The organism is Asticcacaulis sp. SL142 (genome assembly GCF_026625745.1).
GTDB lineage: Bacteria > Pseudomonadota > Alphaproteobacteria > Caulobacterales > Caulobacteraceae > Asticcacaulis.
In genome coordinates this window covers 1,205,272-1,226,927 of record NZ_CP113061.1, presented here as the reverse complement: position 1 = coordinate 1,226,927, position 21,656 = coordinate 1,205,272, and the positions used below count along the sequence as shown (strand labels likewise).

At 54.8% G+C, this 21,656-nt stretch carries 24 protein-coding genes; 16 read left to right on the top strand and 8 right to left on the bottom strand.

Annotated features, from left to right (window positions below; all coding sequences use genetic code 11):
* The first annotated feature begins 160 nt into the window (after positions 1 to 160).
* Positions 161 to 532: a hypothetical protein gene (locus tag OVA03_RS05625; protein ID WP_267527173.1), complete on the top strand. Its 372-nt coding sequence runs from the start codon at positions 161 to 163 to the stop codon at positions 530 to 532.
* 57 nt (positions 533 to 589) lie between these two features.
* On the opposite strand, the gene OVA03_RS05620 is transcribed toward OVA03_RS05625, so the two are convergent.
* On the bottom strand, positions 590 to 862 hold the full coding sequence (locus OVA03_RS05620; RefSeq protein WP_267527172.1) for a BolA family protein: 273 nt from the start codon (positions 860 to 862) through the stop codon (positions 590 to 592).
* A 70-nt stretch (positions 863 to 932) separates the two neighbouring features.
* On the opposite strand from OVA03_RS05620, the gene OVA03_RS05615 reads away from it, so the two are divergent.
* From OVA03_RS05615 to OVA03_RS05605, 3 genes are all read left to right on the top strand, one after another.
* Positions 933 to 1,601, top strand: a complete 669-nt coding sequence (locus tag OVA03_RS05615; protein ID WP_267527171.1) for a J domain-containing protein — start codon at positions 933 to 935, stop codon at positions 1,599 to 1,601.
* A 175-nt stretch (positions 1,602 to 1,776) separates the two neighbouring features.
* A complete protein-coding gene (locus OVA03_RS05610; protein ID WP_267527170.1) occupies positions 1,777 to 2,226 on the top strand; it encodes a GFA family protein in 450 nt (149 codons plus the stop codon).
* The gene (locus OVA03_RS05605; protein WP_267527169.1) at positions 2,219 to 2,920 is read left to right on the top strand and encodes a VIT1/CCC1 transporter family protein; all 702 of its coding nucleotides are present in this window, start codon (positions 2,219 to 2,221) and stop codon (positions 2,918 to 2,920) included. Before OVA03_RS05610 ends, OVA03_RS05605 begins: the two co-directional genes overlap by 8 nt.
* Before the next feature lie 10 nt (positions 2,921 to 2,930).
* On the opposite strand, the gene OVA03_RS05600 is transcribed toward OVA03_RS05605, so the two are convergent.
* The 3 genes from OVA03_RS05600 to OVA03_RS05590 form a co-directional block, all read right to left on the bottom strand.
* Positions 2,931 to 4,739: a long-chain-acyl-CoA synthetase gene (locus OVA03_RS05600; RefSeq protein WP_267527168.1), complete on the bottom strand. Its 1,809-nt coding sequence runs from the start codon at positions 4,737 to 4,739 to the stop codon at positions 2,931 to 2,933.
* 125 nt (positions 4,740 to 4,864) lie between these two features.
* On the bottom strand, positions 4,865 to 5,329 hold the full coding sequence (locus OVA03_RS05595) for a hypothetical protein (protein WP_267527167.1): 465 nt from the start codon (positions 5,327 to 5,329) through the stop codon (positions 4,865 to 4,867).
* Positions 5,330 to 5,496: 167 nt separating this feature from the next.
* Positions 5,497 to 6,333, bottom strand: coding sequence for a neutral zinc metallopeptidase (locus OVA03_RS05590; RefSeq protein WP_267527166.1), 837 nt, complete (start codon positions 6,331 to 6,333; stop codon positions 5,497 to 5,499).
* 385 nt (positions 6,334 to 6,718) lie between these two features.
* On the opposite strand from OVA03_RS05590, the gene OVA03_RS05585 reads away from it, so the two are divergent.
* From OVA03_RS05585 to tuf, 5 genes are all read left to right on the top strand, one after another.
* A complete protein-coding gene (locus OVA03_RS05585; protein ID WP_267527165.1) occupies positions 6,719 to 7,996 on the top strand; it encodes a serine hydrolase in 1,278 nt (425 codons plus the stop codon).
* 293 nt (positions 7,997 to 8,289) lie between these two features.
* Positions 8,290 to 8,661, top strand: a complete 372-nt coding sequence (rpsL, locus tag OVA03_RS05580; protein ID WP_267527164.1) for a 30S ribosomal protein S12 — start codon at positions 8,290 to 8,292, stop codon at positions 8,659 to 8,661.
* Positions 8,662 to 8,673: 12 nt separating this feature from the next.
* Positions 8,674 to 9,147 (top strand): 30S ribosomal protein S7, encoded by a 474-nt coding sequence (gene rpsG / locus OVA03_RS05575; protein WP_189488768.1) that lies wholly within the window; start codon positions 8,674 to 8,676, stop codon positions 9,145 to 9,147.
* A 179-nt stretch (positions 9,148 to 9,326) separates the two neighbouring features.
* Complete coding sequence (gene fusA / locus OVA03_RS05570; RefSeq protein ID WP_267527163.1) at positions 9,327 to 11,405, top strand: elongation factor G; 2,079 nt, start codon at positions 9,327 to 9,329, stop codon at positions 11,403 to 11,405.
* A 116-nt stretch (positions 11,406 to 11,521) separates the two neighbouring features.
* Positions 11,522 to 12,712 carry an elongation factor Tu gene (tuf, locus tag OVA03_RS05565; RefSeq protein ID WP_267526755.1) on the top strand — a complete coding sequence of 397 codons (1,191 nt, stop codon included), beginning with the start codon at positions 11,522 to 11,524 and terminating at the stop codon, positions 12,710 to 12,712.
* A 101-nt stretch (positions 12,713 to 12,813) separates the two neighbouring features.
* Here the strand turns inward: tuf and OVA03_RS05560 are convergent, their stop codons facing one another.
* From OVA03_RS05560 to OVA03_RS05550, 3 genes are read right to left on the bottom strand one after another with little or no spacing between them, the layout of a single operon-like run.
* Positions 12,814 to 13,461, bottom strand: coding sequence for a hypothetical protein (locus tag OVA03_RS05560; RefSeq protein WP_267527162.1), 648 nt, complete (start codon positions 13,459 to 13,461; stop codon positions 12,814 to 12,816).
* Between the two features lies 1 nt (position 13,462).
* Entirely contained in the window at positions 13,463 to 13,738 is a 276-nt protein-coding gene (locus OVA03_RS05555; RefSeq protein ID WP_267527161.1) for a type II toxin-antitoxin system RelE family toxin, read from the bottom strand.
* Positions 13,722 to 13,949 carry a DUF6290 family protein gene (locus tag OVA03_RS05550; RefSeq protein WP_267527160.1) on the bottom strand — a complete coding sequence of 76 codons (228 nt, stop codon included), beginning with the start codon at positions 13,947 to 13,949 and terminating at the stop codon, positions 13,722 to 13,724. The genes OVA03_RS05555 and OVA03_RS05550 overlap by 17 nt, the downstream gene beginning before the upstream one ends.
* Positions 13,950 to 14,072: 123 nt before the next feature.
* On the opposite strand from OVA03_RS05550, the gene OVA03_RS05545 reads away from it, so the two are divergent.
* The 3 genes from OVA03_RS05545 (at position 14,073) to OVA03_RS05535 (ending at position 16,201) form a co-directional block, all read left to right on the top strand.
* A complete protein-coding gene (locus OVA03_RS05545) occupies positions 14,073 to 14,300 on the top strand; it encodes a DUF2007 domain-containing protein (RefSeq protein WP_267527159.1) in 228 nt (75 codons plus the stop codon).
* A gap of 16 nt (positions 14,301 to 14,316) precedes the next feature.
* Positions 14,317 to 14,943, top strand: a complete 627-nt coding sequence (locus tag OVA03_RS05540) for a glutathione S-transferase family protein (protein ID WP_267527158.1) — start codon at positions 14,317 to 14,319, stop codon at positions 14,941 to 14,943.
* A 109-nt stretch (positions 14,944 to 15,052) separates the two neighbouring features.
* Positions 15,053 to 16,201, top strand: coding sequence for a GNAT family N-acetyltransferase (locus OVA03_RS05535; protein ID WP_267527157.1), 1,149 nt, complete (start codon positions 15,053 to 15,055; stop codon positions 16,199 to 16,201).
* A gap of 46 nt (positions 16,202 to 16,247) precedes the next feature.
* Here the strand turns inward: OVA03_RS05535 and OVA03_RS05530 are convergent, their stop codons facing one another.
* Positions 16,248 to 17,669, bottom strand: a complete 1,422-nt coding sequence (locus OVA03_RS05530; RefSeq protein WP_267527156.1) for a D-alanyl-D-alanine carboxypeptidase — start codon at positions 17,667 to 17,669, stop codon at positions 16,248 to 16,250.
* 735 nt (positions 17,670 to 18,404) lie between these two features.
* Between OVA03_RS05530 and OVA03_RS05525 the strand changes: the two genes are divergently transcribed.
* The 4 genes from OVA03_RS05525 to OVA03_RS05510 all read left to right on the top strand — a co-directional run bounded on the left by OVA03_RS05525 (position 18,405) and on the right by OVA03_RS05510 (position 21,382).
* Entirely contained in the window at positions 18,405 to 18,842 is a 438-nt protein-coding gene (locus OVA03_RS05525; RefSeq protein WP_267527155.1) for a phasin family protein, read from the top strand.
* A gap of 218 nt (positions 18,843 to 19,060) precedes the next feature.
* Positions 19,061 to 19,327: a hypothetical protein gene (locus tag OVA03_RS05520; RefSeq protein ID WP_267527154.1), complete on the top strand. Its 267-nt coding sequence runs from the start codon at positions 19,061 to 19,063 to the stop codon at positions 19,325 to 19,327.
* Positions 19,328 to 19,344: 17 nt separating this feature from the next.
* Positions 19,345 to 20,865, top strand: coding sequence for a tape measure protein (locus tag OVA03_RS05515; protein WP_267527153.1), 1,521 nt, complete (start codon positions 19,345 to 19,347; stop codon positions 20,863 to 20,865).
* Positions 20,834 to 21,382 carry a hypothetical protein gene (locus OVA03_RS05510; RefSeq protein ID WP_267527152.1) on the top strand — a complete coding sequence of 183 codons (549 nt, stop codon included), beginning with the start codon at positions 20,834 to 20,836 and terminating at the stop codon, positions 21,380 to 21,382. The genes OVA03_RS05515 and OVA03_RS05510 overlap by 32 nt, the downstream gene beginning before the upstream one ends.
* The last annotated feature ends 274 nt before the right edge of the window (positions 21,383 to 21,656 follow it).

Below are 21,656 nucleotides of genomic sequence, written 5' to 3'. Positions count from 1 at the left end.
CCCGCGGCTAAAGCTTGCGGGCTGTTTTTGTTTTGCGTATGCGAATAAATCCTGTTCACATTGTGTTGCAGTGCAATATTTTGGATTGACGGACTCGTATCGTTTTGAATAATGACAGCGCTGTCATTGATGCCAGCGCTAACTTATGGATGTGTGTGTCATGAAAAATTTCGCCCTCGCGTTTGCCGTTGCCATCTCTTCGGTCCTTATCGGCGGCTCGGCCTTTGCTGAATGTAATCAGGCTCAGTTCCTGGAAACCGGTCGTCTGACGACCCTGGCCGTGTCTGAAAAGCTCGGCATGAGCGCCACCGATGTGTCGCGCAAGACCATTAAACTCAAGGAATGTGTGGCCGAAGACGGCGTGATCGCATCCGAGTTTACCTATATCTATTTTGACGGCAGCGACACCAAGACCGTCAACGGTTCAGTTAAGATCACCGACGACAAGGTTGCCACGGTCAATCTGGGTGGTCGCGATATCTTCGTTGCCTCCGATGACCGTCTGTTCTCCAAGGCGATCAAGCTGAACTAGGTTTGGCTTAATTTTGAAACGCGAAAGGCACCGGCTCCCCCCGGTGCCTTTTTGCTTTTATCCCTCGTCTGGCGTCTTCGCCTGAATCGACAGGGCGTGAATGGGGCCCGCCAGTTCCTCACGCAAAGCCTCATTGACCTTTCTCTGGCGCGCGACACGGTTCAAGCCTTCGAACGCGTCAGATACGATCAACACAGAAAAATGACTTTCGCCCCCTTCACGCGCGCCTGAGTGTCCACTATGTTTGTCGCTATCATCATGAATCTCCAGTCGTTGCGGGTTAAAGGCGGTTTCCAGCTTGGATTTCAGCCGCCCAGTGACTATTCCCATGATTTCGCTACACCTTTCTGCTAGGATGTTCGATCGGTTTTTTTAAAGCTTCAGGATCACAGTTCATACTATGAGCGACGGTTACAAATATACCCCCAAATTTGGTCTGGACATGCGCATCCGCCCGCCCAAAGAAGGCGAAGTGCAGGGCAAGCGCCCCGAAGACGACGTCCTGTCCCTAAAACCCGGCCAGATTCGCTGTGAATGGACGGAATGTCATCGGGCATCGACTGCCAAGGCGCCTAAGTCGCGCGAAATGATGAACGAATACTATAACTTCTGTCAGGCGCACGCGGGCGAGTACAACAAAAACTGGAACTTCTTTTCCGGTATGTCTGAGGGCGAAGCCAAGCAGCATCGTGAGGCCACCATTACTGGCGGCCGTCCAACCTGGCAGTTCCGCGCCTCCCGCGTCAGCCGCGAAGCCGCCAACTTCGCCACCAAGGGCGCGAAAATCGGCAACGGCATGTACGACCCCCACAGCGTCTTTGGCGCTGGCGCCAGCCCTGATCGTAACAAGGCCGCCCCTAGCCAGCGCCAGTACGGCAAGATCGAGCGTCAGGCCTTTGCGGATCTTGATCTAGATGTCGGCGCCACTGCCGAGCAGATCAGGGTGCGCTACACCGAAATGTTGAAGCGCTGCCACCCCGACAATAACGGTGGTGACCGCTCCGCCGAGGATAAGCTGCAACGCGTAATCAAGGCTTATAAAGTCCTCAAAAAGATGTCACTGGCCTAGTCGGGTCTTTTGCCCTGTAAGTTCGTCGGCTGCGGCTTGCAGGTACTATCTGTACCTGCGGCGCTTGCCTCCTGCTTACATGACAAAATCCCTAGCCTATGCGCGCGGAGGGCTGCATAAAAGAACCTCCCCTGATGCAGGGGAGGGTGGCGCGCAGCGCCGGGTGGGGTTAAAAATGCCAGCAGTCAAAACCGGCGGATGCCAATGTGGGGCGGTTAGGTTCAGGGTTGAGGGCGAACTTGGCCACGCCTCGATCTGTCATTGCCGGATGTGTCAGAAAGCCTATGGCAATTTCTTTGCGCCTCTGGTCAGCGTGCGCGAAGCGACCCTGATCTGGACCAAGGCTGAACCGGCGCGTTTTCAAAGCTCAAACCTTGTGCAGCGCGGGTTTTGTGCTAAGTGCGGCACGCCCCTGACCTACGAAGCGCCCGACGGGGTGGCGGTATCCATTGCCGCCTTTGATGAGCCTGCGACAATTGTGCCTGAAATTCAGTTCGGCGTTGAGGCCAAACTGGCCTATGTTGATGACCTGCACAGCCTGCCGACGCGCACAACACTCGAAGACATCGACGCCGCGCCGTTTTTAAATGACCTGATAAACTATCAGCACCCTGATCATGACTGACAAACATTCGCGGTTTGAACTGCATTTCATCTCCCGCATTGGCTGGCTGAGGGCCGCAGTGCTGGGTGCCAATGACGGCATCGTCTCGACCGCCAGCCTGATCGTCGGTGTGGCGGCAAGCCCTGCGGACAAGGCCACGATCCTGCTGACCGGGGTGGCCGCCCTTGTGGCGGGCGCTCTGTCGATGGCGGCAGGGGAATATGTCTCGGTCAGTTCTCAGGCTGATACTGAAAGCGCTGACCTGGCGCGCGAAACCCAGGAACTGCGCGATTTCCCGCAGGCCGAAGAGGATGAACTGACCCATATCTATGTTGAGCGCGGTCTTGAGCTTGATCTGGCCCGGAAGGTGGCGGTGCAACTGATGCAGAAGGATGCCCTCAAAGCCCATCTACGCGATGAACTGGGCATGAGCGACCATACCGAAGCCAAGCCCGTTCAGGCGGCGGTGACCTCAGCCGTGACGTTCGCGGTGGGTGCTTTTTTACCGTTGCTGGCCATGATTTTCAGTGCTCGCGATCTGATTGTGCCGGTGGTGTCGGTGTGCGCCCTGCTGTTTCTGGCGGTACTTGGAGCCTTAGGGGCGATCAGCGGTGGGGCCAATGTGACTAAGGCGGTATTGCGCGTCACCTTTTGGGGCGCGCTGGCTCTGGCGGTAACGGCGGGGATCGGGCGGCTGTTTGGGGCGGTCGTCTAACCCCCCCAACTTAGAGGCGGTAAGACCCCGATATCAGGCGGCCATAGCAGGCGGCGTCGAACGGTTCATACACTCCGCCGTCTTCCTTCATGACAAACAACGGGTCGCTGACCGCCGCCGGTTCAAAGCCCGCCTTGACCAGATCCATCTTCTTGTACTTGAAGGTGCCGGTCGTCTCAGCCTGTTGCAGCAGGCGTACAAACCGCGGCCGCGCATAGGTTGGCAAACCGGCCAGAACATGCTGGCAGAAGTCTTCGATTTTGAAACTGTCGCGCACGATCAGGGCGACCATGCCGGCCTTGCCGTCATAATGGGGCACTTCGACGCCGTAGACGATGGCTTCATCGACCCCGGCAGCACCCGCACAGACTTCACCCACCTCGGAGGTTGAGACGTTCTCGCCCTTAAAGCGGAAAGTGTCGCCGATACGGTCGACGAAATAGAGATAGCCGTCCTTATCCTGCTTCATCAGGTCGCCGGTACGGAACCACATGTCGCCTTTTTTAAAAACATCGCGCAGGATTTTCTTTTCCGACGCCGCCTTATCGGCATAGCCGGAATATGAATGGCGGGCGTCCTGACCGATGATGCCGATGGCCTCACCGATCTCATCGGGTTTACATTCGATGCACAGGCCCTTGGCGTTACGTTCGGGCAATTCCTGCTCGACGTCGAACTTAACCAGCCGGATATTGAAAGCGCTGCGCAGGTAGGGCGGGGCGCGACCAATGGCTCCGGCCTGACCATCGAAATTGAACAGCGACACATTGCCTTCGGTCGAGCCGTAAAATTCAATAATCACCGGAATACGAAAGCGGGCTTTGAAGGTCTTCCACACATCCGGGCGCATACCGTTGCCAAAGACCATTTTCAAGCTGTGGCGGGTTTCGTCTTCCGGGTTAGGCGACTGGTGGTTGACGAGGTAGCGGCACAGTTCGCCAATATAGACAAAATACTGGCAGTTATAGGTGCGGATATCGCTCCAGAACTGGGTGGCGGAAAACCGTGATTTCAGAACAATCGCCGCCCCGTTCATCAGGGCGGACCCAACCCCGCACAGCCCGCCGGTCGAATGGTACAGCGGCAGAGTGATATAGATGCGCTCGCCTTCCTTCATGCGGGAGATACCGGCAAAGGCCTGCATATAAAGCTGGGCGCGAGAGTTGGAAATCTTGGCCGCCTTGGGCAGCCCCGTCGTGCCGGAGGTATAGATATAAAGCGCGGTGTCGTGGGCGGTCATGTCCTGACGAATCTGGCGATCCGGTCGCACCGACGATACCCCGCGCAGGGCATGATCCAGACTGCGGACGGATTCGGTTTCATGGTCCTTATCCATGCCCAGCACCCACTCGGTTTGGTGGTGGCTAAGCTGGGAGGCTATGTCCTCAAAGGCATGGCGGGTGCTCTGGTCAACAATCGTATGGCTGGCGTTTGAGATATTGATGCAGTGGGCTAACCCGGCGCCGGTCAGGCCATTGTTGATCAGGGCCGTGACCACGCCGACCTTGTTCAGCCCCATCCACACGGCGATATATTCGGCACGGTTGGGCATGAGCAGGGCCACCGTATCGCCGATTCTCAAACCACGCGCCCGCGCCCAGTGGGCATAGCGGTTGGCCATCGCATCCAGATCGCGATAGGTCAGGCTTTTGCCATCAAAGATAATGGCGGACGCGCCGCCGTGGCTATCGACCACCCGTTCAAAATCATCGCAGACCAGATTGCGGGACTTCGGGTCAATCGGCTTGATGCGCCGCAAAAGGCGCGCCAGCCGTTTGAGGAAGATGAATTCGCGTTTGATCCCGTCAAATAGGTTCATATCCTGGATTCCGCTTGTACCTGTAGGGTTCGCCTTTTTTGGGCAAGGCTTATTATTAACCTACCATAGCGCGGATTTGGAAATGTCAAAGCAAAAAGTTTCCGCGAACGGCAACTTTTGTCAGGTCAAGGCTGGGGTGCGACCTGTACCGTTACGTCTGACGATTTGCTGGACGCGATTTGCAGCACATAGTCGCCCGGTTGAAGGTCAAAGAGCACAATCTTATGGATGCCGGTACAGTTGGGGACTTGGCCTTGCCCGGCTGATTTCAGAGCCGACTGATCCTTGATCAGATCAAGCCACACGCCACTTGAGGCGGCAATTCCATAGGTGCCGCTGGTGGTGATGTTGATCAGCAGAAGCCCGGCGAAACTGTCGGGGCTTTGGGGCTTTGCGGGACTTGAAGCAAAGGTGACCTGCGGGGCGGCGATCAGGGCCGCTTTATAGGCCTTGCTGGTCTCAATGAAAGGCGCGTTGGCAGCATTGGTGGCAGCATTGACTTCGGCGGGGGTGGCCCAGGTTTCAAAGCCTGCTGTAGTGACTGCTGCCCATTTGAACTCAGATGGAAACTCATCATGCTCTATGATCATGGGGCGAACACAAGCTGGTTCCCAGACAGGTTGTACCTGCGCTTGTGCCATTACAGACGGGGCCGCCAGGACGAGGGTGGCTATAATGAATGCACGCACGGTATTTGTCCTCTGAATGTCCCCCCATTAATCGCGTTGATTGGGGGCAAAGTATGGCGATGCCACATTTACCCAAACGTATCGCAGGCGTCCGGGTTGCCGGAGTTATAGCCGGTTTTGAACCACTGCATCCGCTCAGCTGAGGAGCCGTGGGTGAAGCTGTCGGGCACAACGCTGCCGGTCGAGCGCTTTTGCAGGGTGTCATCCCCGACCGCCGACGCCGCGCGCAGGGCTTCGTCAAGGTCGCCGCTTTCCAGCCAGTTCAACTGATCGTTCGATTGCCGCGCCCAGATGCCAGCGTAACAATCGGCCTGAAGCTCGAGCTTGACCGAAAGTTTGTTACCCTCAGCCTCGCTCAGGCGGCCCTGGGCGTTCTGAACTCTTTGGCTCAGGCCCAGCACGTTTTGGACATGGTGGCCGACTTCGTGGCCGATGACATAGGCCTTGGCGAAATCGCCGCCGGCACCCATCTGGGTGTCCAGCGTCTGAAAGAAATTGAGATCGAGGTAAACCCGCTCGTCCGCCGGGCAATAGAACGGCCCCATCGCCGCCTGACCATAGCCGCAGCCGGTCGAGGTGCCTTCGGTATAGAGCACGACCGTTGATGGGCGATACGACCGGCCGGTTTGCTGAAAAATCTGAGCCCAGACATCATTGGCCGACGTGTGAACGACATCGGCAAACGCGCCTTCCTCGTCAGTGGGCGTGCCCTCGACACCGGCCTGTTGCTGGGCGGGGCCTTGTGCCTGATTGACGATCTGGGCCAGTTGCTGCGGGTCAACCCCAAGGAAATAACCGATCAGGGCGATGACGATCACGCCTATGCCGCCGCCACCAGCTATCGCGCCGCCGCTTAAGCCTCTGCGGTCTTCGACACCGCCTCTGCGGCCCAGATCCCATTTCATGCGGTCATCCCCTATGGTTGCTCGCGTAAACTATAGGCTCAGATCGCCCTCAAGGCAAAGGGGGAAGGGGGCCAGAGTTTGCAAGGGGGCGGTAAAAATTTGGCAGGGGTCATTGGGATTTTAGGCGATGTTCAGAGAATCATTCATTGCCCGTTCAGAAATACTTCCCTAATCCTCGAATAACTATTTACCAGCACTTTGCAGGTTTAAGGGGCTCATCTTGAAATTTAAATACGCGCGTCGCGCCGCAGCGCTTTGCCTGTCCGTTAGTATTGTGTACGCGTTGGCGGCACCCGCCCGAGCTGAGGCGCCTAAAGTCAGCCCCTCTGCGCGTGCGCTTCCATCCATCGCCACTGATCCCGTAACTGTGGCCAGGATGGACGGCATGATACAATCCTATGTCGATGCCGATCAGTTTATGGGCGCTGTTCTGGTCGTCAAGGACGGGCAGATCGTGCTCGACAAAGGCTATGGCTTTGCCGATCGGGACGCGAAAACGCCGATTACGCCCGATACGCGTTTTTATATTGCCTCGGTCACCAAGCAGTTCACAGCGACGTCGATTCTGCTGTTGGAAGAGCGCGGCAAGCTCAGCACTGATGATCCGGTCGGAAAATATTTACCCGGACTGCCCGCGGCGTGGAACTCCGTCCCGCTTAAGAACCTGCTGACCCATACGTCCGGTATTCCGGATTGGGGTAACCAGCCGCAAGCGCGTGCGGCCTCACGTCAGCCGATAACGGCCGGTCAAATGCTGGCCTATGTCAGTGACAAGCCGCTCGATTTCCCCACCGACACCGCATACGCTTACAGCAATACTAACTATGTGTTGCTTGCGATGGTGGTTGAAAAGGTTAGTGGTAAACCCTTTGGTACATTCCTTCAGGCTAACATTTTCAAACCCCTGAAGATGGAGGCCACGCGCTACAACGTCCCGCTGACGGGCCTTAAGGGCTATGTGTCGCGACCCGGCGGTCTGGATGTGGAAATACCCCCGGTGCTGGATCACACCTCCAGTTTGGGTGACAGCGGCATTTCAACGACCACCCATGACCTGCTTAAATGGCAGCAGGGCCTAGACGGCGGTAAACTCCTGAAGCCCGCGTCGCTGACCCGGATGACGACGGCCTATAAGAACGATCGCGGCGTCAACGGCAACAATGGCTTTGGTGTGGTTATTCGTGCGCCCCGTGGTGAGTTCAGGCGCATTGAACATGGCGGCACTATTCCCGGCTTTAGTGCCAACCTTGCCTGGTATCCCGATCTCAGGCTATCGGTGATTATCCTTGAAAATGTCGAGCCCCGGCAACCCGCGCCGTCGCCGGGAGAGATGCGCAACAACCTTGTCGCGGTCATGAGTGGCAAGGATGCGCCGGCGCCTGTGGTCCACAAAGAGGTGCCGATTAACACGGCGGTTCTGCCCGATTATCCGGGAACCTATGAACTGTCGCCAAGCCGCACCATCGTCATTACGCTGGAAGGCACTCAACTGTTTGCTGAGTCTCCCGGCCAGTGGCGATTGCCCGTCTTCCCCGAAGCCGAGAACCGGTTCTTTGCCAAGGCGCTTGAGGTTCAGTTCGAGTTCGTCAGAGGTGCTGACGGCAAGGTCGCCTCCATGATCTTGCATCAATCCGGACGCCAAACGCCGGGGACGAGGCGGTAAACGCCGGTAGTAAGGCGCGGTAAACTCCATGGCCTTTAGCGATTCCGACCTTGACGCCCGTTAATCCCTAAGTTATAGCGGCCCATCATTTTTGAGGCTGAGGGATAAAACCCTCTTTCCCAATCCAAATCATGCAGGGCCTGAGTGCCCGCCGTAACCTCCATAGCGCAGGTTGCGGCTTTTGTGTTTGTCACGAATGCGGGACGGGGCGGGGCCTTTAAAGCGTAACCATCCAACCGAAGTCCTCCGGCCAAACGGCACAGACTTTACCAGAGCATAGAAGCGAAACCCTAATGCCCACAGTTAACCAGCTTATCCGTAAGCCTCGCCACCCCAAGCCAAAGCGCAACAAGGTTCCGGCCCTTAAGGGTTGTCCTCAGCGTCGCGGCGTGTGTACGCGCGTTTATACCACGACCCCGAAGAAGCCGAACTCGGCGCTGCGTAAGGTCGCCAAGGTCCGTCTGACCTCGCAAATCGAAGCCGTGTGCTATATCCCCGGTGAAGGCCACAACCTTCAGGAACACTCCGTGGTTCTGATCCGCGGCGGCCGTGTGAAGGATCTTCCCGGCGTCCGTTACCACATCCTGCGCGGCGTGCTCGATACGCAAGGCGTTAAGAACCGTAAGCAACGCCGTTCGCACTACGGTGCGAAGCGTCCTAAGTAAGGATTACACCACATGTCACGTCGTCACCGCGCAGAGAAGCGCGACGTTCTTCCCGATCCCGTATACGGCGATCTGGTTGTCACCAAGTTCATGAACTACGTCATGTATGAAGGCAAAAAGGCTGTGGCTGAAAACATCGTTTACGGTGCTTTCGACATCCTGGTTGCCAAGAAAAAAGACGCAACCGCCATCGAAACCTTCCATGCCGCCCTCGACAACGTAGCGCCTTCGATCGAAGTCCGCTCACGCCGCGTCGGTGGGGCGACCTATCAGGTTCCGGTCGAAGTCCGCTCGGAGCGCCGTCGCGCTCTGGCCATCCGCTGGCTGGTCAACGCTGCGCGCAAGCGTGGTGAAAACACCATGACGGAAAAGCTGGCCGGCGAACTGCTGGATGCTTCCAACAACCGTGGTACAGCGGTTAAGAAGCGCGAAGATACTCATAAGATGGCCGAAGCGAACCGCGCCTTCTCGCACTATCGCTGGTAGTCTGGCGCTGGCAACAGCGACTACAGCGGACAGAGTGTCATCACCCTGTCAAAAAAGAGCTTTAACGCGCGGGTGGTTTGGTTTAAACCGCCCGCGCGCCTTATGGTTCAGGTCGCCGGGTTTTTTTAGCCTGAAACGACCAATACCCCGAATTTGACCCTTAGTTTGAGGCTACCCCTATGCCCCGCAGTCACAACATTGAGGACTACCGTAACTTTGGTATTATGGCGCACATCGACGCCGGTAAGACCACGACCACGGAACGTATCCTCTATTACACCGGCAAATCCCACAAAATCGGCGAAGTCCACGATGGCGCGGCCACCATGGACTGGATGGAGCAGGAGCAGGAGCGTGGCATCACGATCACGTCCGCTGCGACGACCGCTTTCTGGGAAGGCAAGCGCCTGAACATCATCGACACCCCAGGCCACGTGGACTTCACCATTGAAGTTGAGCGTTCGCTGCGCGTGCTCGACGGCGCGGTTGCCGTGCTCGACGGTAACGCCGGTGTTGAACCCCAGACCGAAACCGTCTGGCGTCAGGCCGATAAGTACAACGTGCCGCGTATCGTCTTCGTCAACAAGATGGACAAGATCGGCGCTGACTTCGACAAATCGGTTCAGTCGATCCGCGACCGTCTGGGCGCCAAGGCTGTGCCGATCCAGTTCCCGATCGGTTCGGAAAACACGCTGTCCGGCCTCGTTGATGTCGTTAAGATGAAAGCGATCATCTGGGACAACGATGCGCTCGGTGCCAACTATGCCGAACACGAAATCCCGGCCGATCTGGTCGATAAGGCTAACGAAGCCCGTCAGTACCTGATCGACAACGCCGTTGAACTCGACGACGACGCCATGGAAGCCTATCTCGAAGGTAATGAGCCTTCGACGGAAGTCATCAAGAAGTGCATCCGTAAGGCTGTTCTGACCGGCGCCTTCTATCCGATCCTGTGCGGCTCGGCCTTTAAGAACAAGGGCGTTCAGACCCTGCTCGACGCCGTGGTTGATTATCTGCCGTCGCCGGTTGATATCCCGCCGACCAAGGGCATCGACTACAAAACCGAAGAAGAAGTTGTACGTCGCGCGTCTGACGAAGAGCCTCTGTCGGTTCTGGCGTTCAAGATCATGGATGACCCGTTCGTGGGTTCGCTTACCTTCTGCCGCCTCTATTCGGGCAAGATGGAAGCCGGCATGGGCCTGCTCAACTCGACCCGCGATAAGCGCGAGCGCGTTGGCCGCATGCTGCTCATGCACTCCAACAACCGTGAAGACATTAAGGAAGCCTATGCCGGCGATATCGTCGCTCTGGCTGGCCTCAAGGACACCCGCACCGGCGATACCCTGTGCGATCCGCTGAAGTCGCCGGTTATCCTTGAGCGCATGGAATTCCCGGCACCGGTTATCGAAATCGCCGTGGAACCCAAGTCCAAGGCCGATCAGGAAAAGCTGGGCGTGGCTCTGGCCAAACTGGCATCCGAAGATCCATCCTTCACCGTCTCGACCGACCACGAGTCGGGCCAGACGATCCTGAAGGGCATGGGCGAACTTCACCTCGACATCAAGATCGACATCCTGAAGCGTACCTATAAGGTTGAAGCCAATATCGGCGCGCCGCAGGTGGCTTACCGCGAATCGATCACCCGCAAGGCTGAAATCGACTACACCCACAAAAAGCAAACCGGTGGTACAGGCCAGTTCGCCCGTATCAAGGTTGTGGTTGAGCCGGGTGAACCCGGCACCGGCTTTGTGTTCGAATCCGGCGTCGTTGGTGGTGCGGTTCCAAAGGAATACATCCCAGGCGTCATCAAGGGCTTTGAATCGTCCAAGGAAAACGGCCTGCTGGCGGGCTTCCCGGTGATCGACTTTAAGGTCACCCTGATCGACGGTGCGTACCATGACGTCGACTCCTCGGTTCTGGCGTTTGAAATCGCGGCCCGTGCAGCGTTCAAGGAACTTCGTGAGAAGGGCGGGCCCAAGCTGCTCGAGCCGATCATGAAGGTCGAAGTCGTCACCCCCGAAGAATACCTCGGTTCGGTCATCGGCGATCTCAACGGTCGTCGCGGTATGATCCAGGGTCAGGACATGCGCGGTAACGCCATCGTCGTTGACGCCTTCGTGCCACTCGCCAACATGTTCGGCTACGTGAACACCCTGCGCGGCATGTCGCAAGGCCGCGCCCAGTTCTCGATGGTCTATGATCACTACGAGCCCGTGCCACAGCACGTCGCCGACGAAGTGATCAAGAAGTACGCTTAATATCAAACCGCTTGGCCCGTCGCATTTTGTATGCTACGGGCCAGCAACCCTAAACATAACTTACAAAGTTCAACCCCTAACCGAGTGAAGGCCCGCCTAATGCGCGGGGATTTGAAATGGCCAAGGAAAAATTCAACCGTACTAAGCCGCACTGCAACATTGGCACGATTGGTCACGTTGACCACGGCAAGACGACGCTGACGGCAGCGATCACGATGACGCTGGCCAAGTCCGGCGGCGCGGTCGCCAAGGCATATGCCGACATCGACGCTGCCCCTGAAGAAAAAGCACGCGGCATCACCATCAACACCGCCCACGTCGAATATGAGACGGCTAACCGTCACTATGCGCACGTCGACTGCCCAGGCCACGCCGACTATGTGAAGAACATGATCACCGGTGCCGCTCAGATGGACGGCGCTATTCTGGTGGTTTCGGCCGCTGACGGCCCGATGCCGCAAACGCGCGAGCACATCCTGCTGGCCCGTCAGGTCGGCGTGCCGGCTCTGGTCGTGTTCATGAACAAGGTTGACCTTGTTGACGACGAAGAACTGCTTGAGCTGGTTGAAATGGAAGTTCGTGAACTTCTGTCGTCCTACCAGTTCCCCGGCGACGATATCCCCATCACCAAGGGCTCGGCTAAGGCCGCCACTGACGGCGTGAACCCGGAAATCGGTGAAAACCAGATCCTGGCTCTGATGCAAACGGTTGACGACTACATCCCGCAGCCTGAGCGTCCGATCGACCTGCCGTTCCTGATGCCGGTTGAAGACGTGTTCTCGATCTCTGGCCGTGGTACGGTTGTGACCGGCCGCGTCGAGCGTGGTATCGTTAAGGTCGGTGAAGAAGTCGAAATCGTCGGCATCCGTCCGGTCCAAAAGACGACCTGCACGGGCGTTGAAATGTTCCGCAAGCTGCTTGACCAAGGTCAGGCCGGTGACAACGTCGGCGTTCTGCTGCGTGGTACCAAGCGTGAAGACGTTGAGCGCGGTCAGGTTCTGTGTAAGCCAGGCTCCATCACCCCGCACACCAAGTTCATCGCCGAAGCCTACATCCTGAACAAGGAAGAAGGCGGTCGTCACACGCCGTTCTTCACCAACTACCGTCCGCAGTTCTACTTCCGTACGACGGACGTGACCGGTATCGTAAAGCTGAAAGAAGGCGTGGAAATGATCATGCCGGGCGACAATGCTGAGCTGGACGTCGAGTTGATCACCCCGATCGCCATGGAAGAGAAGCTGCGCTTCGCTATCCGTGAAGGCGGCCGTACCGTCGGCGCCGGCGTCGTCTCCAAGATCATCGCCTAAGCAGGGACTTGTCCCTGCACCCCTAACTAGGCGCGGCGGACAAACTTGTAGCTAAATCAAACCCCTTCGGTGCAAACCGAAGGGGTTTTTTGTTTTTAAATTTAGAGCTTCTTTAATTCCTCGCGTAAGTCAGCAAGTGTTTTGCGTAAGCATTCATTATCATCATTGTTCATATGCCTAAAAGGCCACGGATCATTGAATATTTTTTCTAAAATATTCAAATTATTCGAAAATAACACCGCTAATCCTTCAGTTTCAATAGACCACCCTTTGGGGGAAAAGTGAGTGAATTCATTTCTAAAGGCATTTAAAACTGAAAAAGACTTCTTATCAGTTTGGCTCAAGGGTAAAATGCTTCCACATCCAGATTCGATTCTTTTCCGATCACTGTACAAACGCTTAAAGAGTTCTAAGGGCGTGGCTAAGTGTTCTTTAGGTGGAAGATCCTGTTGATTAACTATTTTTGTCTGGATTACGCCGAATTCGTCTACGCCTGTTTCGACCCTTTCAATTTCGCCACTTGCATCTTTTTCATACCATTTCAGCCATTCGTAGGCGCACTTCTCTGATAATGCTCCAAGCTGTGCCGTCCCTGAAAGATGGCAAACCATAGCCCCTTGAAGTGCATTATGCAGAGATAAGATTGCCCATTTCCATAACGCTAAGTCGCTACGAGTCCCTATCACGGCAATTAGGCACATTTTGAGTGAGGCAATTACATCTCTGCGTTCATCTGTGCGAAGCCACACGTCAAATATCCTTTCTATAAACCTCTTTCCGGTTCCCGACTTCGACGACGAGCACGCATAGTTCCCCGTCCTGAATATCGCAGATAACGCGATAGTCTCCGACACGATAGCGCCAGAATGAACCTAGTGGGCCGGTGAGCGCCTTTCCTGATTGGCGGGGATCGTCAGCCGTTGCAACTCTCGCATCCATATAATCAAGGATACGAATAGCGATTTGCCTATCCAGCTTTTTAAGCTGTTTTCTAGCGGTGTCGGTATAATTAATCGTCCAGGCCAAGGTCTCGCCTTACGTCCTTGGTTGAATGAACGGCTTCGTCACCTTTGCGAACGCGTTCTATGGTCGAAGATGCGAGATAGTAATCTTCAAGGTCTTCGAGCCCGCGCGCAACGAGTTCTCTCAGATAAAAAGCCTTGGTTCGTCCTGTATATGAGGCCAATTGGTTTAGGCGCTCTTCGGTTTCGCTATCAAGTCGAATGGACGTAGCCATAACTGCTCCTTTGAATACATGTAATCAATGTATCACAAATTCCTGACTTGATACAGTCCGGTTAGCATTAACTAACGGGTCAAGGGGGCTTGCCCCCTTGTGGAAAGATGACACACTCATTTTATGAAAGAACTGATCCGCACCAATAATATGGTCCTCATTTCCTATGTGGAAACCCTGCTGAAATCGGCAGGGCTGGCCTATTTCGTAGCGGATAGAAACATCAGTGCGACCGAAGGCTCGATCGGGTTGTTCCCCAAGCGCATACTGGTTGAGGCCGACGGGTTTGACGAAGCACGCACTTTGATGCAAGACGCAGGCTTAGGGGACGAACTGCGGCCTCTGAAATAGTTTTCGTGAGGTCGGCATGATCCTGATTGGCCAGTATGACAGCCCCTTTGTGCGCCGTGTCGGTATTGCCCTGACGCTATATGGGATCGGGTTCGAGCATAAACCATGGTCGACCTTTCGTGAGGGGGATAAGATTGCCCCGTATAATCCTTTGCGCCGGGTGCCGGTTCTGGTGCTGGATGATGGTGAAGTCCTGATCGACAGCCCGACCATGATCGACTATCTGGATGCGCAAGCCGTGGTGCCTTTGATGGCCAGACGCGGTGTCGACCGCCAAAAGGCGCTGTACATCATGGCTCTGGCGACCGGGCTGGCTGATAAGGCGGTCAGCCTGTTTTATGAGCAGGCGTTTCACCCGGCACCGTCCGATTTGTGGGTTGATCGTTGCCGTCAGCAAATTACCGAGGGACTGGCCGTGCTGGAATCCGAGTGTTTGAGACTGACCACACAGTTCTGGTTCGGGGAGCAGCCCGGCCATGCCGATATTGCGGTCGCCTGTGCGCTCAGGTTCATTGCCGAAGCCCATGGCGGTCTGCTGGATTTCAAAGCCTGTCCGGCCCTTGAGGCCCATCATCAGGCCTGCGAGGCCCTGCCGGTGTTTCAGGCCATAGCCCAGACCTTCAGCCCGCCGGGGCGGTCATAATGCGGTAACATGGCGCATGTGGTAATCGCTTGTTTACTATGGTGCTTAGGTAGGGTTTAATCATATTCGGGTAGGGTGGCGACGAACTTAAACGCGCGGAAACACACCCATGGTCAAACACTCCCGTGTTGACATCATTAAGCCCGATCAATTGAGCGCGGAGGATGTCAGGCTGTGGCAAGGCTTTATGACCGAGCGCGACGACTTGATCGGGCCCTATTTCGATGTGCGTTACGTCATGGCCATTGGTCAAAGTGTGCCCAAGGCGTTTGTGGCGCGGCTCTATGAAGGCGACCAGGTGGCCGGTTTCTTTCCGTTTCAGCGCCGCGGGCGGACTATTCAGCCGCTGGGGGCACCGCTAACCGATTATCACGGCATTATCGGTCGCCGCGATTTACAGATCGATTTCAAAGCGTTGTTAAAATCGCTGGGGGCTCAACATCTGGTGTTTCAGGGCTGGGTCGGGCCGATGAACCCGGCGGCCAGAACCACCAACCATATCCGCCGCATCGCCGATCTGTCGCACAGCTATGAGGCGTGGTTTGAGACTCAAAAAGCCGAACACCACAAGTTTTTCAAGAACATCGGCAGATGTACTCGTAATGTCGATAAAGACTTTGGCGGCTTTGAGTTTTCGTGGGAAATGGCGACATCGGCCATCATCGAATGGATCATCGACCAGAAACGCCTGCAATATAAGCGCTCAGGCCTGCATGATGTCTTTACCTGCGGCTGGACCCTGACCCTGCTTAAAACCTTGGCTGGCTATCAAGATCAGGGCTTTGGTCTGCGGGTAGGTGTTTTCCGCCATGAGGGCGCGTTGGTTGCGGCTGAGATCTGCCTGATCAAGGGCGATAATCTGCATTTCTGGTTCCCGGCCTATGCGGAAAGCTATGGCCGCTATAGCCCCGGCATTCTGCTCTCTATGCGCATCATGCAGCACGTTGAGGCGCTGGGGGTGAAGCGGGTCGATTTCGGCTGTGGCGGCGAGCAGTATAAGCACGTTCTGACGACGCCGGAGACGGCATGCCTTGAAGGGGTTGTGTCGTCAGTACCGAGCGTGGGCGAGCTTATTCTGGATAGTCTGGTCGAGGCCCTGCCGATGTTGAAAAGTCAGGCGAAAAGCGTGCGCCTGAGCCTGCGCCGCCGCTTTAATATTATTCAGGCCTGTGAGGTGTCGGCATCAGGCTGGCTGAAAGCTATGGGCGGCACCGCCAAACGGGCCTTAAGCCGCGCTGCTAACGATCAGGCGGCATAAAAAAAGCGCTTCAACCACAGTCTTGGGGCAAAGCGCTTTTTTATGATCAAGATTTGACCACCATGCAATCGAGCCGCTTGGCCTCAATCGCCTTACAGGCTTTCTGGGCCTGCGCCTTGGTCATCTCAACAAAGCGGGTGCGATACCAGCCGTTGGCGTTACGGCTGACGTCAGACACAGCCTCGGCCAGATTGGATTTGAAGCGCTTTTTCAAATCCTTAGTCCAGTCCTGAGCCAGTGACTTTTGCTTAAAGGCGCCGACCTGAATGGCCCAGATGGCGTCAGGGTCTTTTTTCTTGGCCTTGGTCGCGGTTTTCTTGGCCGCCGGTTTGGCCTTGGCCTCCGCCAGCGCTTTGGCCACAGCCGGAGCATTGGCGGTGGAGCTTAGGCGCTGCACGTCTTCGGACAAATTGGCCATTTCCGACCCTTGCAGGGCGTCGCGTAACTGGGCGTCGCTCATCAGTTGATCGTTGCGGGCCAGAACGGTGTAGGGCGATGCCGAGGCCGATCCAAAAGACTGCGTAAAGGCCGTTTGAGCCACAAGGATTTCTTCACCCTTATTGCGGCGGGCGATGACGTCAAAACCGGTGTTGAGCAGGGCGGTGACGTGCTCACGGCGCTGGGATTTGTTGTCGCCGCCCAACATGACGGCGATCAGGCGGCGGTTGCCCTTGACCTGAGAAGCGACCAGATTGTAGCCGGCGGCATTGGTCACGCCGGTCTTCATGCCATCGACACCGGACATGGCCAGCAGCGGATTGTGGTTATGATAGGTCTTACCGCGCCAGGTGTAGTTCTTGATGTGGAAATATTCATAATATTGCGGGTAGTCGCGCATCACCGCGCGCGCCAGAATGGCGAAGTCGCGGGCAGAAGACACCTGACGGTTATCGGGCAGACCCGACGCATTGACGAAATTGGTCTGGGTCATGCCCAGTTCCTTAGCGCGGAGGGTCATCAAGGCCCCAAACCGCGCTTCGGTGCCGCCGATCTTTTCACCAAGCGCCGCAGCCAGATCGTTGGCGGAATAGAGGGCGACCAGCTTCATGGCCGAATCGACGTCAATAGTCTCGCCAGCTTTCAGCCAGACCTTGACCGGCTGCATGGAGGCGGCGTGCGGCGACATGGTGATCAGGTCGGTGGGCTTTAACTCACCCATCGAGATGGCTTCAAATGCCATATAGAGTGTCATGATCTTGGTGAGGGAGGCGGGGTAGCGCTGACTATCGGCGCGGCTGGCGTAAAAGACTTCACCGGATTGGGCATCGACGACAATGGCGGCATAACGCGCGCTTTGTTCGGACAAGTCCTGAGCTCGTGCGGCGGTGGCAAAACCGATCACCATCATCAGGCAAATAAGGGTCGCGATCAGCGCGGACAGCGCGGTGCGCTGGGGACGTGCTACAGCAATCGCACGGGCTTTTGAGGCCGGTACGGCAGTTTTACGCGAAATGCGTTCAAGAGACATTCGCGTCTTGGCTGAGGGGAGGATACGCAACGGGCCAAGCTCCTTATTTACTAGATTTACGCCACAACCTTGTGCCTTTTTTATAAAAAAATCGGGCACTGATTAAAAAACTTAAGTCAGCATCGGGAAATCATACCTTGGGTAAGGCGTGTCACGATTCCCGATCCCATCCGCCACACGGTTAAGCTTAATTCAACAGGCTGGGGCGGATTAGTCAACTTACTACCTGTAACTATCAACTTACTACCTGTAACTATATGGTCACGATAACGCGCAATTGAGCCCAAAATGTAGCGGAGGTACGCGCCGCCGTTAAATAAGCTTACTATAAAACGCCGTTATGGCTTACAAACCCTTAACGCGCAGGATCAGGCTTATCCGGCGTGAGTCGCGCTAATATATAAGCTGTGACGTAGTTTAAGCCGCGTCGTGTCGTAAAACGCTTACAGATTAAATTTTTTACAAATCCTACCTTTGGCATTAAGCCGCGTCTTTTGGCTGGTTATAAAGGGGCCTCCCGCAATGGGGGAATCCTGAGTGAGGTAACCGGCGGTATTTGCGTACGTAGAATTTTGTGCACTGCACAATAATGTTTGACATCGGTGTGCGCTTGCGTTATAAATGCTTTCAATGGTTGTGTTTCTGAGTGGTTTTGCACTTATGGCGATATTTTTTCGCCAATAAGACTGAGACTCGACCAAGAGTCCTTTAGCATCAAATAGGGAGATATTTGACATGGATACGGGTACAGAAGCTTTCAAATCAACCGTCGAGCGCGCCTCGGTTGCCGGCAACCAAGCCTTCAAAGACGGCGTTGAAAAGTCGTTGGGTATGCTCAACGAAGTCAACAGCCTGTCCAAGGGCAACATTGAAGCGGTCATCGAGAGCATGACGGCCGCGACCAAGGGTGTTGAAACCGTTGGCGCCCAAACCGCCGCTTTCGCCAAAAAGAACTGGGAAGACGCAGTTGCAGCGGGCAAGAGCCTGTCGACCGCCAAGAGCGTACAGGAAGTGATTGAACTGCAATCGTCCTGGGCCAAGTCGTCGATCGAAGCCTATGTGTCGGAAATGAATACGATTTCTGAAACCCTGTCGGCCTCGTTCAAAGACACCTTCAAGCCGATCAACGCCCGCATGACGGCGGCGGTTGAGAAGTTCCAGTCTTACAAGTAGTTTTAGTAATCTTCGGTTATTCGCCGGTCATTGGCCGGTCGCGTATCAGACCGGCACTTAAAATTTATAGCTGCAATTCGCCAAATTGCTGTAGCCCCGGATGGTCTCAACAACCTTCCGGGGATTTTTTTTCGCGCTCAAGAAGCGCAGCGTTAGCGCACTAAAATGTAGCTCAAGAGGCGAACGGGGCCGCCCGAGCGGCGTTAGCGCAACGTAAAATGGTTCGTGATGATATTCACAGGATGCTGCACCTGCGATCAAGTTTAAGTGATCGGGCAGAATCCACATATTCAACGGCGGCGATGGGATTCACGCCTCAAGAGGTGAATGGGATGTCATTATATGAATTTGAACAAGCCAAAATCGGCTTTCTCAAAACCCTGCCTAAATCGGAAAAGGACAAGAAAGCTAAGACCCTAACTAAAGACCAGGTCATCGAAAAGCTAAAGGCTGCTGGTGAGTATTACGAAGGGATGTTTGATTAGCCAGCAATAAATAACTGATGGCTATTCAAACTCAGTTAGAGACCCAATTCACGGCGGACACGCTCAAAGTCCAAAAACAGATGGATGCGCTCGGTAAAAAGATCGACGCGACCATGAAAAAGATTGCGAACGATAATGTCAAAACGACAACCGCAATTGATAAAGCGTGGAAATCTTCAAATATCCAAAAGTCGATATCGGATCAGGTAAGTGGTCTGAACAGCATGAGCGCCGCTGCGACACGGTTGGTTCCGGCGCTTGCCGGTATTGTGACCGTCAGCAAAGCCATCGCTGCCAATGATGCGTCCATCCGTTTTTCTAACAGTTTGAAAGTCGCCGGTCTCGAAGGCGCTAATCTCGAAGGCGTTCAACAGACTTTATTTGAACAGGCTCAGAAAAACGCGGCACCTCTTGAAGCGTTGGGTAGCCTGTATGGCAAGGTGTCTCAAAGCGCTAAAAACCTTGGCGTCACTCAGGCTGAAATCACTGACCTGACAAATACCGTTGGTCTGGCTTTGAAGGTGTCAGGCACCAATGCCACGGCGGCATCAGGCGGATTATTACAGCTATCACAGGCTTTGGGTTCTGGTCGTGTTCAAGCCGAAGAATATAATTCTATCATTGAATCCATGCCTTCTCTGGTGCTGGCTGCTGCTAATGCGTCATCAAAATACGCGGGTAATGTGTCGGCTCTCAAGGCTGACATCATTTCAGGGGGTGTTTCCAGCCGTCAGTTCTTTGACCTGTTAATCGCTGGTTCAGCCGAATTAGAAGCCAATGCTGGAAAGTCAGTCCAGACCGTCGAGCAAGGCATGACCAAGCTGACCAATGCCATCACAATGTATGTTGGCATGGGCGATCAGTCACTTCATGTCAGCCAGCGTTTGGGTCAGGCGCTGGAACTGATCGCTGAAAATCTTGATCTGGTCACGGCGGCTATTACTATTGGTATGACCGTGGCTGGTGCGCGACTGATCGGCATGACCGTCAACCTGACCGCTGCCACATACGCATCCGCTGCTGCTGATGCTGCGAAAATGGAATCATTGAATGGGGTCAGCATCGCATCAGCCAGAACCACAATGGCGATGAACGCTCTGACAGGCGCGGCTAATAAGACGCTGATGGCATTTGGGGGAACCGTTGGGTTAGCGATCACTGGTTTGACGGTTGTCTTTGGCGCTTTAGCGCTGGCAATGAACGATGCCAACAACGATTTGAAAGAGCTTCAAGCAACATCTGAATCCGCTGAAAATGTCATCAAGAAATATGGCAATCTCTTAAAGCTAGCGGCTGACGATACTAAAACCCTTGGCGATAATGCCGATGATGCCGCTGGTAAAATGACATCATTCGCTGGTCAGACCGGCGCTGCGGCTCAATCATTATATGAATACGCTAAGGCTCAAAAAGCTGCTGCATTGGCTGAAATTGAGCGTGAGCAAATAGCACTCAGGTCATCCATTTCTAAAAATGAAGCCAGAACACCGGCTGGTCGTAGGGCTGATGACAAAGAAATCATCAAGGCTCTATTCTGACGCTTGGTTTTTTAACACATCTAAGTCGTTCTCGAACGAGACCTCGACCGTAACCGCACTGGTTCCAAATCTGGCACCGGACAAAAAAGGGACGCCGCGTCAGGTTATTACGCGCGTTGAATCGATCAATAAATCGGTGTCAGGTTCAACGCCATCGTTCATAATCGAAAGCACTGGTGGTCATTTCAAAGGTCGTGACCCTACTGTCAGCACTGATAAACTGACCGCTAAATGGTTGGATGATGAATCCGTGGTCTATGTCGGCAAGGCTGGTAGTCGTGGTAGCAAAGCGACTCTAAGAAAGCGTCTTAAATCCTACTTTGATTTTGGAACTGGCAAACCCGTAGGGCATTGGGGCGGTCGTTACATATGGCAATTAGCCTATGCCAATGACCTGATCGTAGCGTGGAAATCATTAGGCGAAAGTGATCCATCACCATCGGCATTTGAAACGAAGCTGCTCAGAGATTTTAAAGCGCGGTGCGGAAAATTACCGTTTGCGAATTTGAAGTGCTGACATACCAATGGCTCATACTTGTGGATTGAAACAATCGTCACCAAATCGTGAGTTGTTGCGCTGCGGCGATGGTTCCAAACTTTGAATCAGTATCTGATCGTTTTCAGATAGTTTTGATTTTAGCCAAATTCACTGGTGCTAATTTACACCAACGAGAAGGATAAAATTGAGGTGCTAACTAATTTCAGGGCTTAAAGTGCTATTTTGGCGCTTTTGCTCAAAAATTGGTTAATAAAAACAGAGTGTTGTGGGCGTGTAACGGAGAGGCGTAAAC

What these genes read in the sequence shown, in the direction of transcription:
- OVA03_RS05610 (WP_267527170.1), top strand. Translation starts at nt 1,777, where the DNA reads ATGCCAGCAGTCAAAACCGGCGGATGCCAATGTGGGGCGGTTAGGTTC.
- OVA03_RS05605 (WP_267527169.1), top strand. Translation starts at nt 2,219, where the DNA reads ATGACTGACAAACATTCGCGGTTTGAACTGCATTTCATCTCCCGCATT.
- OVA03_RS05590 (WP_267527166.1), bottom strand. Translation starts at nt 6,333, where the DNA reads ATGAAATGGGATCTGGGCCGCAGAGGCGGTGTCGAAGACCGCAGAGGC.
- OVA03_RS05620 (WP_267527172.1), bottom strand. Translation starts at nt 862, where the DNA reads ATGGGAATAGTCACTGGGCGGCTGAAATCCAAGCTGGAAACCGCCTTT.
- OVA03_RS05530 (WP_267527156.1), bottom strand. Translation starts at nt 17,669, where the DNA reads ATGTCTCTTGAACGCATTTCGCGTAAAACTGCCGTACCGGCCTCAAAA.
- rpsG (WP_189488768.1), top strand. Translation starts at nt 8,674, where the DNA reads ATGTCACGTCGTCACCGCGCAGAGAAGCGCGACGTTCTTCCCGATCCC.
- OVA03_RS05545 (WP_267527159.1), top strand. Translation starts at nt 14,073, where the DNA reads ATGAAAGAACTGATCCGCACCAATAATATGGTCCTCATTTCCTATGTG.
- OVA03_RS05585 (WP_267527165.1), top strand. Translation starts at nt 6,719, where the DNA reads ATGATACAATCCTATGTCGATGCCGATCAGTTTATGGGCGCTGTTCTG.
- OVA03_RS05615 (WP_267527171.1), top strand. Translation starts at nt 933, where the DNA reads ATGAGCGACGGTTACAAATATACCCCCAAATTTGGTCTGGACATGCGC.
- OVA03_RS05525 (WP_267527155.1), top strand. Translation starts at nt 18,405, where the DNA reads ATGGATACGGGTACAGAAGCTTTCAAATCAACCGTCGAGCGCGCCTCG.
- fusA (WP_267527163.1), top strand. Translation starts at nt 9,327, where the DNA reads ATGCCCCGCAGTCACAACATTGAGGACTACCGTAACTTTGGTATTATG.
- OVA03_RS05600 (WP_267527168.1), bottom strand. Translation starts at nt 4,739, where the DNA reads ATGAACCTATTTGACGGGATCAAACGCGAATTCATCTTCCTCAAACGG.
- OVA03_RS05550 (WP_267527160.1), bottom strand. Translation starts at nt 13,949, where the DNA reads ATGGCTACGTCCATTCGACTTGATAGCGAAACCGAAGAGCGCCTAAAC.
- OVA03_RS05520 (WP_267527154.1), top strand. Translation starts at nt 19,061, where the DNA reads ATGGTTCGTGATGATATTCACAGGATGCTGCACCTGCGATCAAGTTTA.
- tuf (WP_267526755.1), top strand. Translation starts at nt 11,522, where the DNA reads ATGGCCAAGGAAAAATTCAACCGTACTAAGCCGCACTGCAACATTGGC.
- OVA03_RS05515 (WP_267527153.1), top strand. Translation starts at nt 19,345, where the DNA reads ATGGCTATTCAAACTCAGTTAGAGACCCAATTCACGGCGGACACGCTC.
- OVA03_RS05595 (WP_267527167.1), bottom strand. Translation starts at nt 5,329, where the DNA reads ATGATCATAGAGCATGATGAGTTTCCATCTGAGTTCAAATGGGCAGCA.
- OVA03_RS05510 (WP_267527152.1), top strand. Translation starts at nt 20,834, where the DNA reads ATGACAAAGAAATCATCAAGGCTCTATTCTGACGCTTGGTTTTTTAAC.
- OVA03_RS05625 (WP_267527173.1), top strand. Translation starts at nt 161, where the DNA reads ATGAAAAATTTCGCCCTCGCGTTTGCCGTTGCCATCTCTTCGGTCCTT.
- OVA03_RS05540 (WP_267527158.1), top strand. Translation starts at nt 14,317, where the DNA reads ATGATCCTGATTGGCCAGTATGACAGCCCCTTTGTGCGCCGTGTCGGT.
- rpsL (WP_267527164.1), top strand. Translation starts at nt 8,290, where the DNA reads ATGCCCACAGTTAACCAGCTTATCCGTAAGCCTCGCCACCCCAAGCCA.
- OVA03_RS05535 (WP_267527157.1), top strand. Translation starts at nt 15,053, where the DNA reads ATGGTCAAACACTCCCGTGTTGACATCATTAAGCCCGATCAATTGAGC.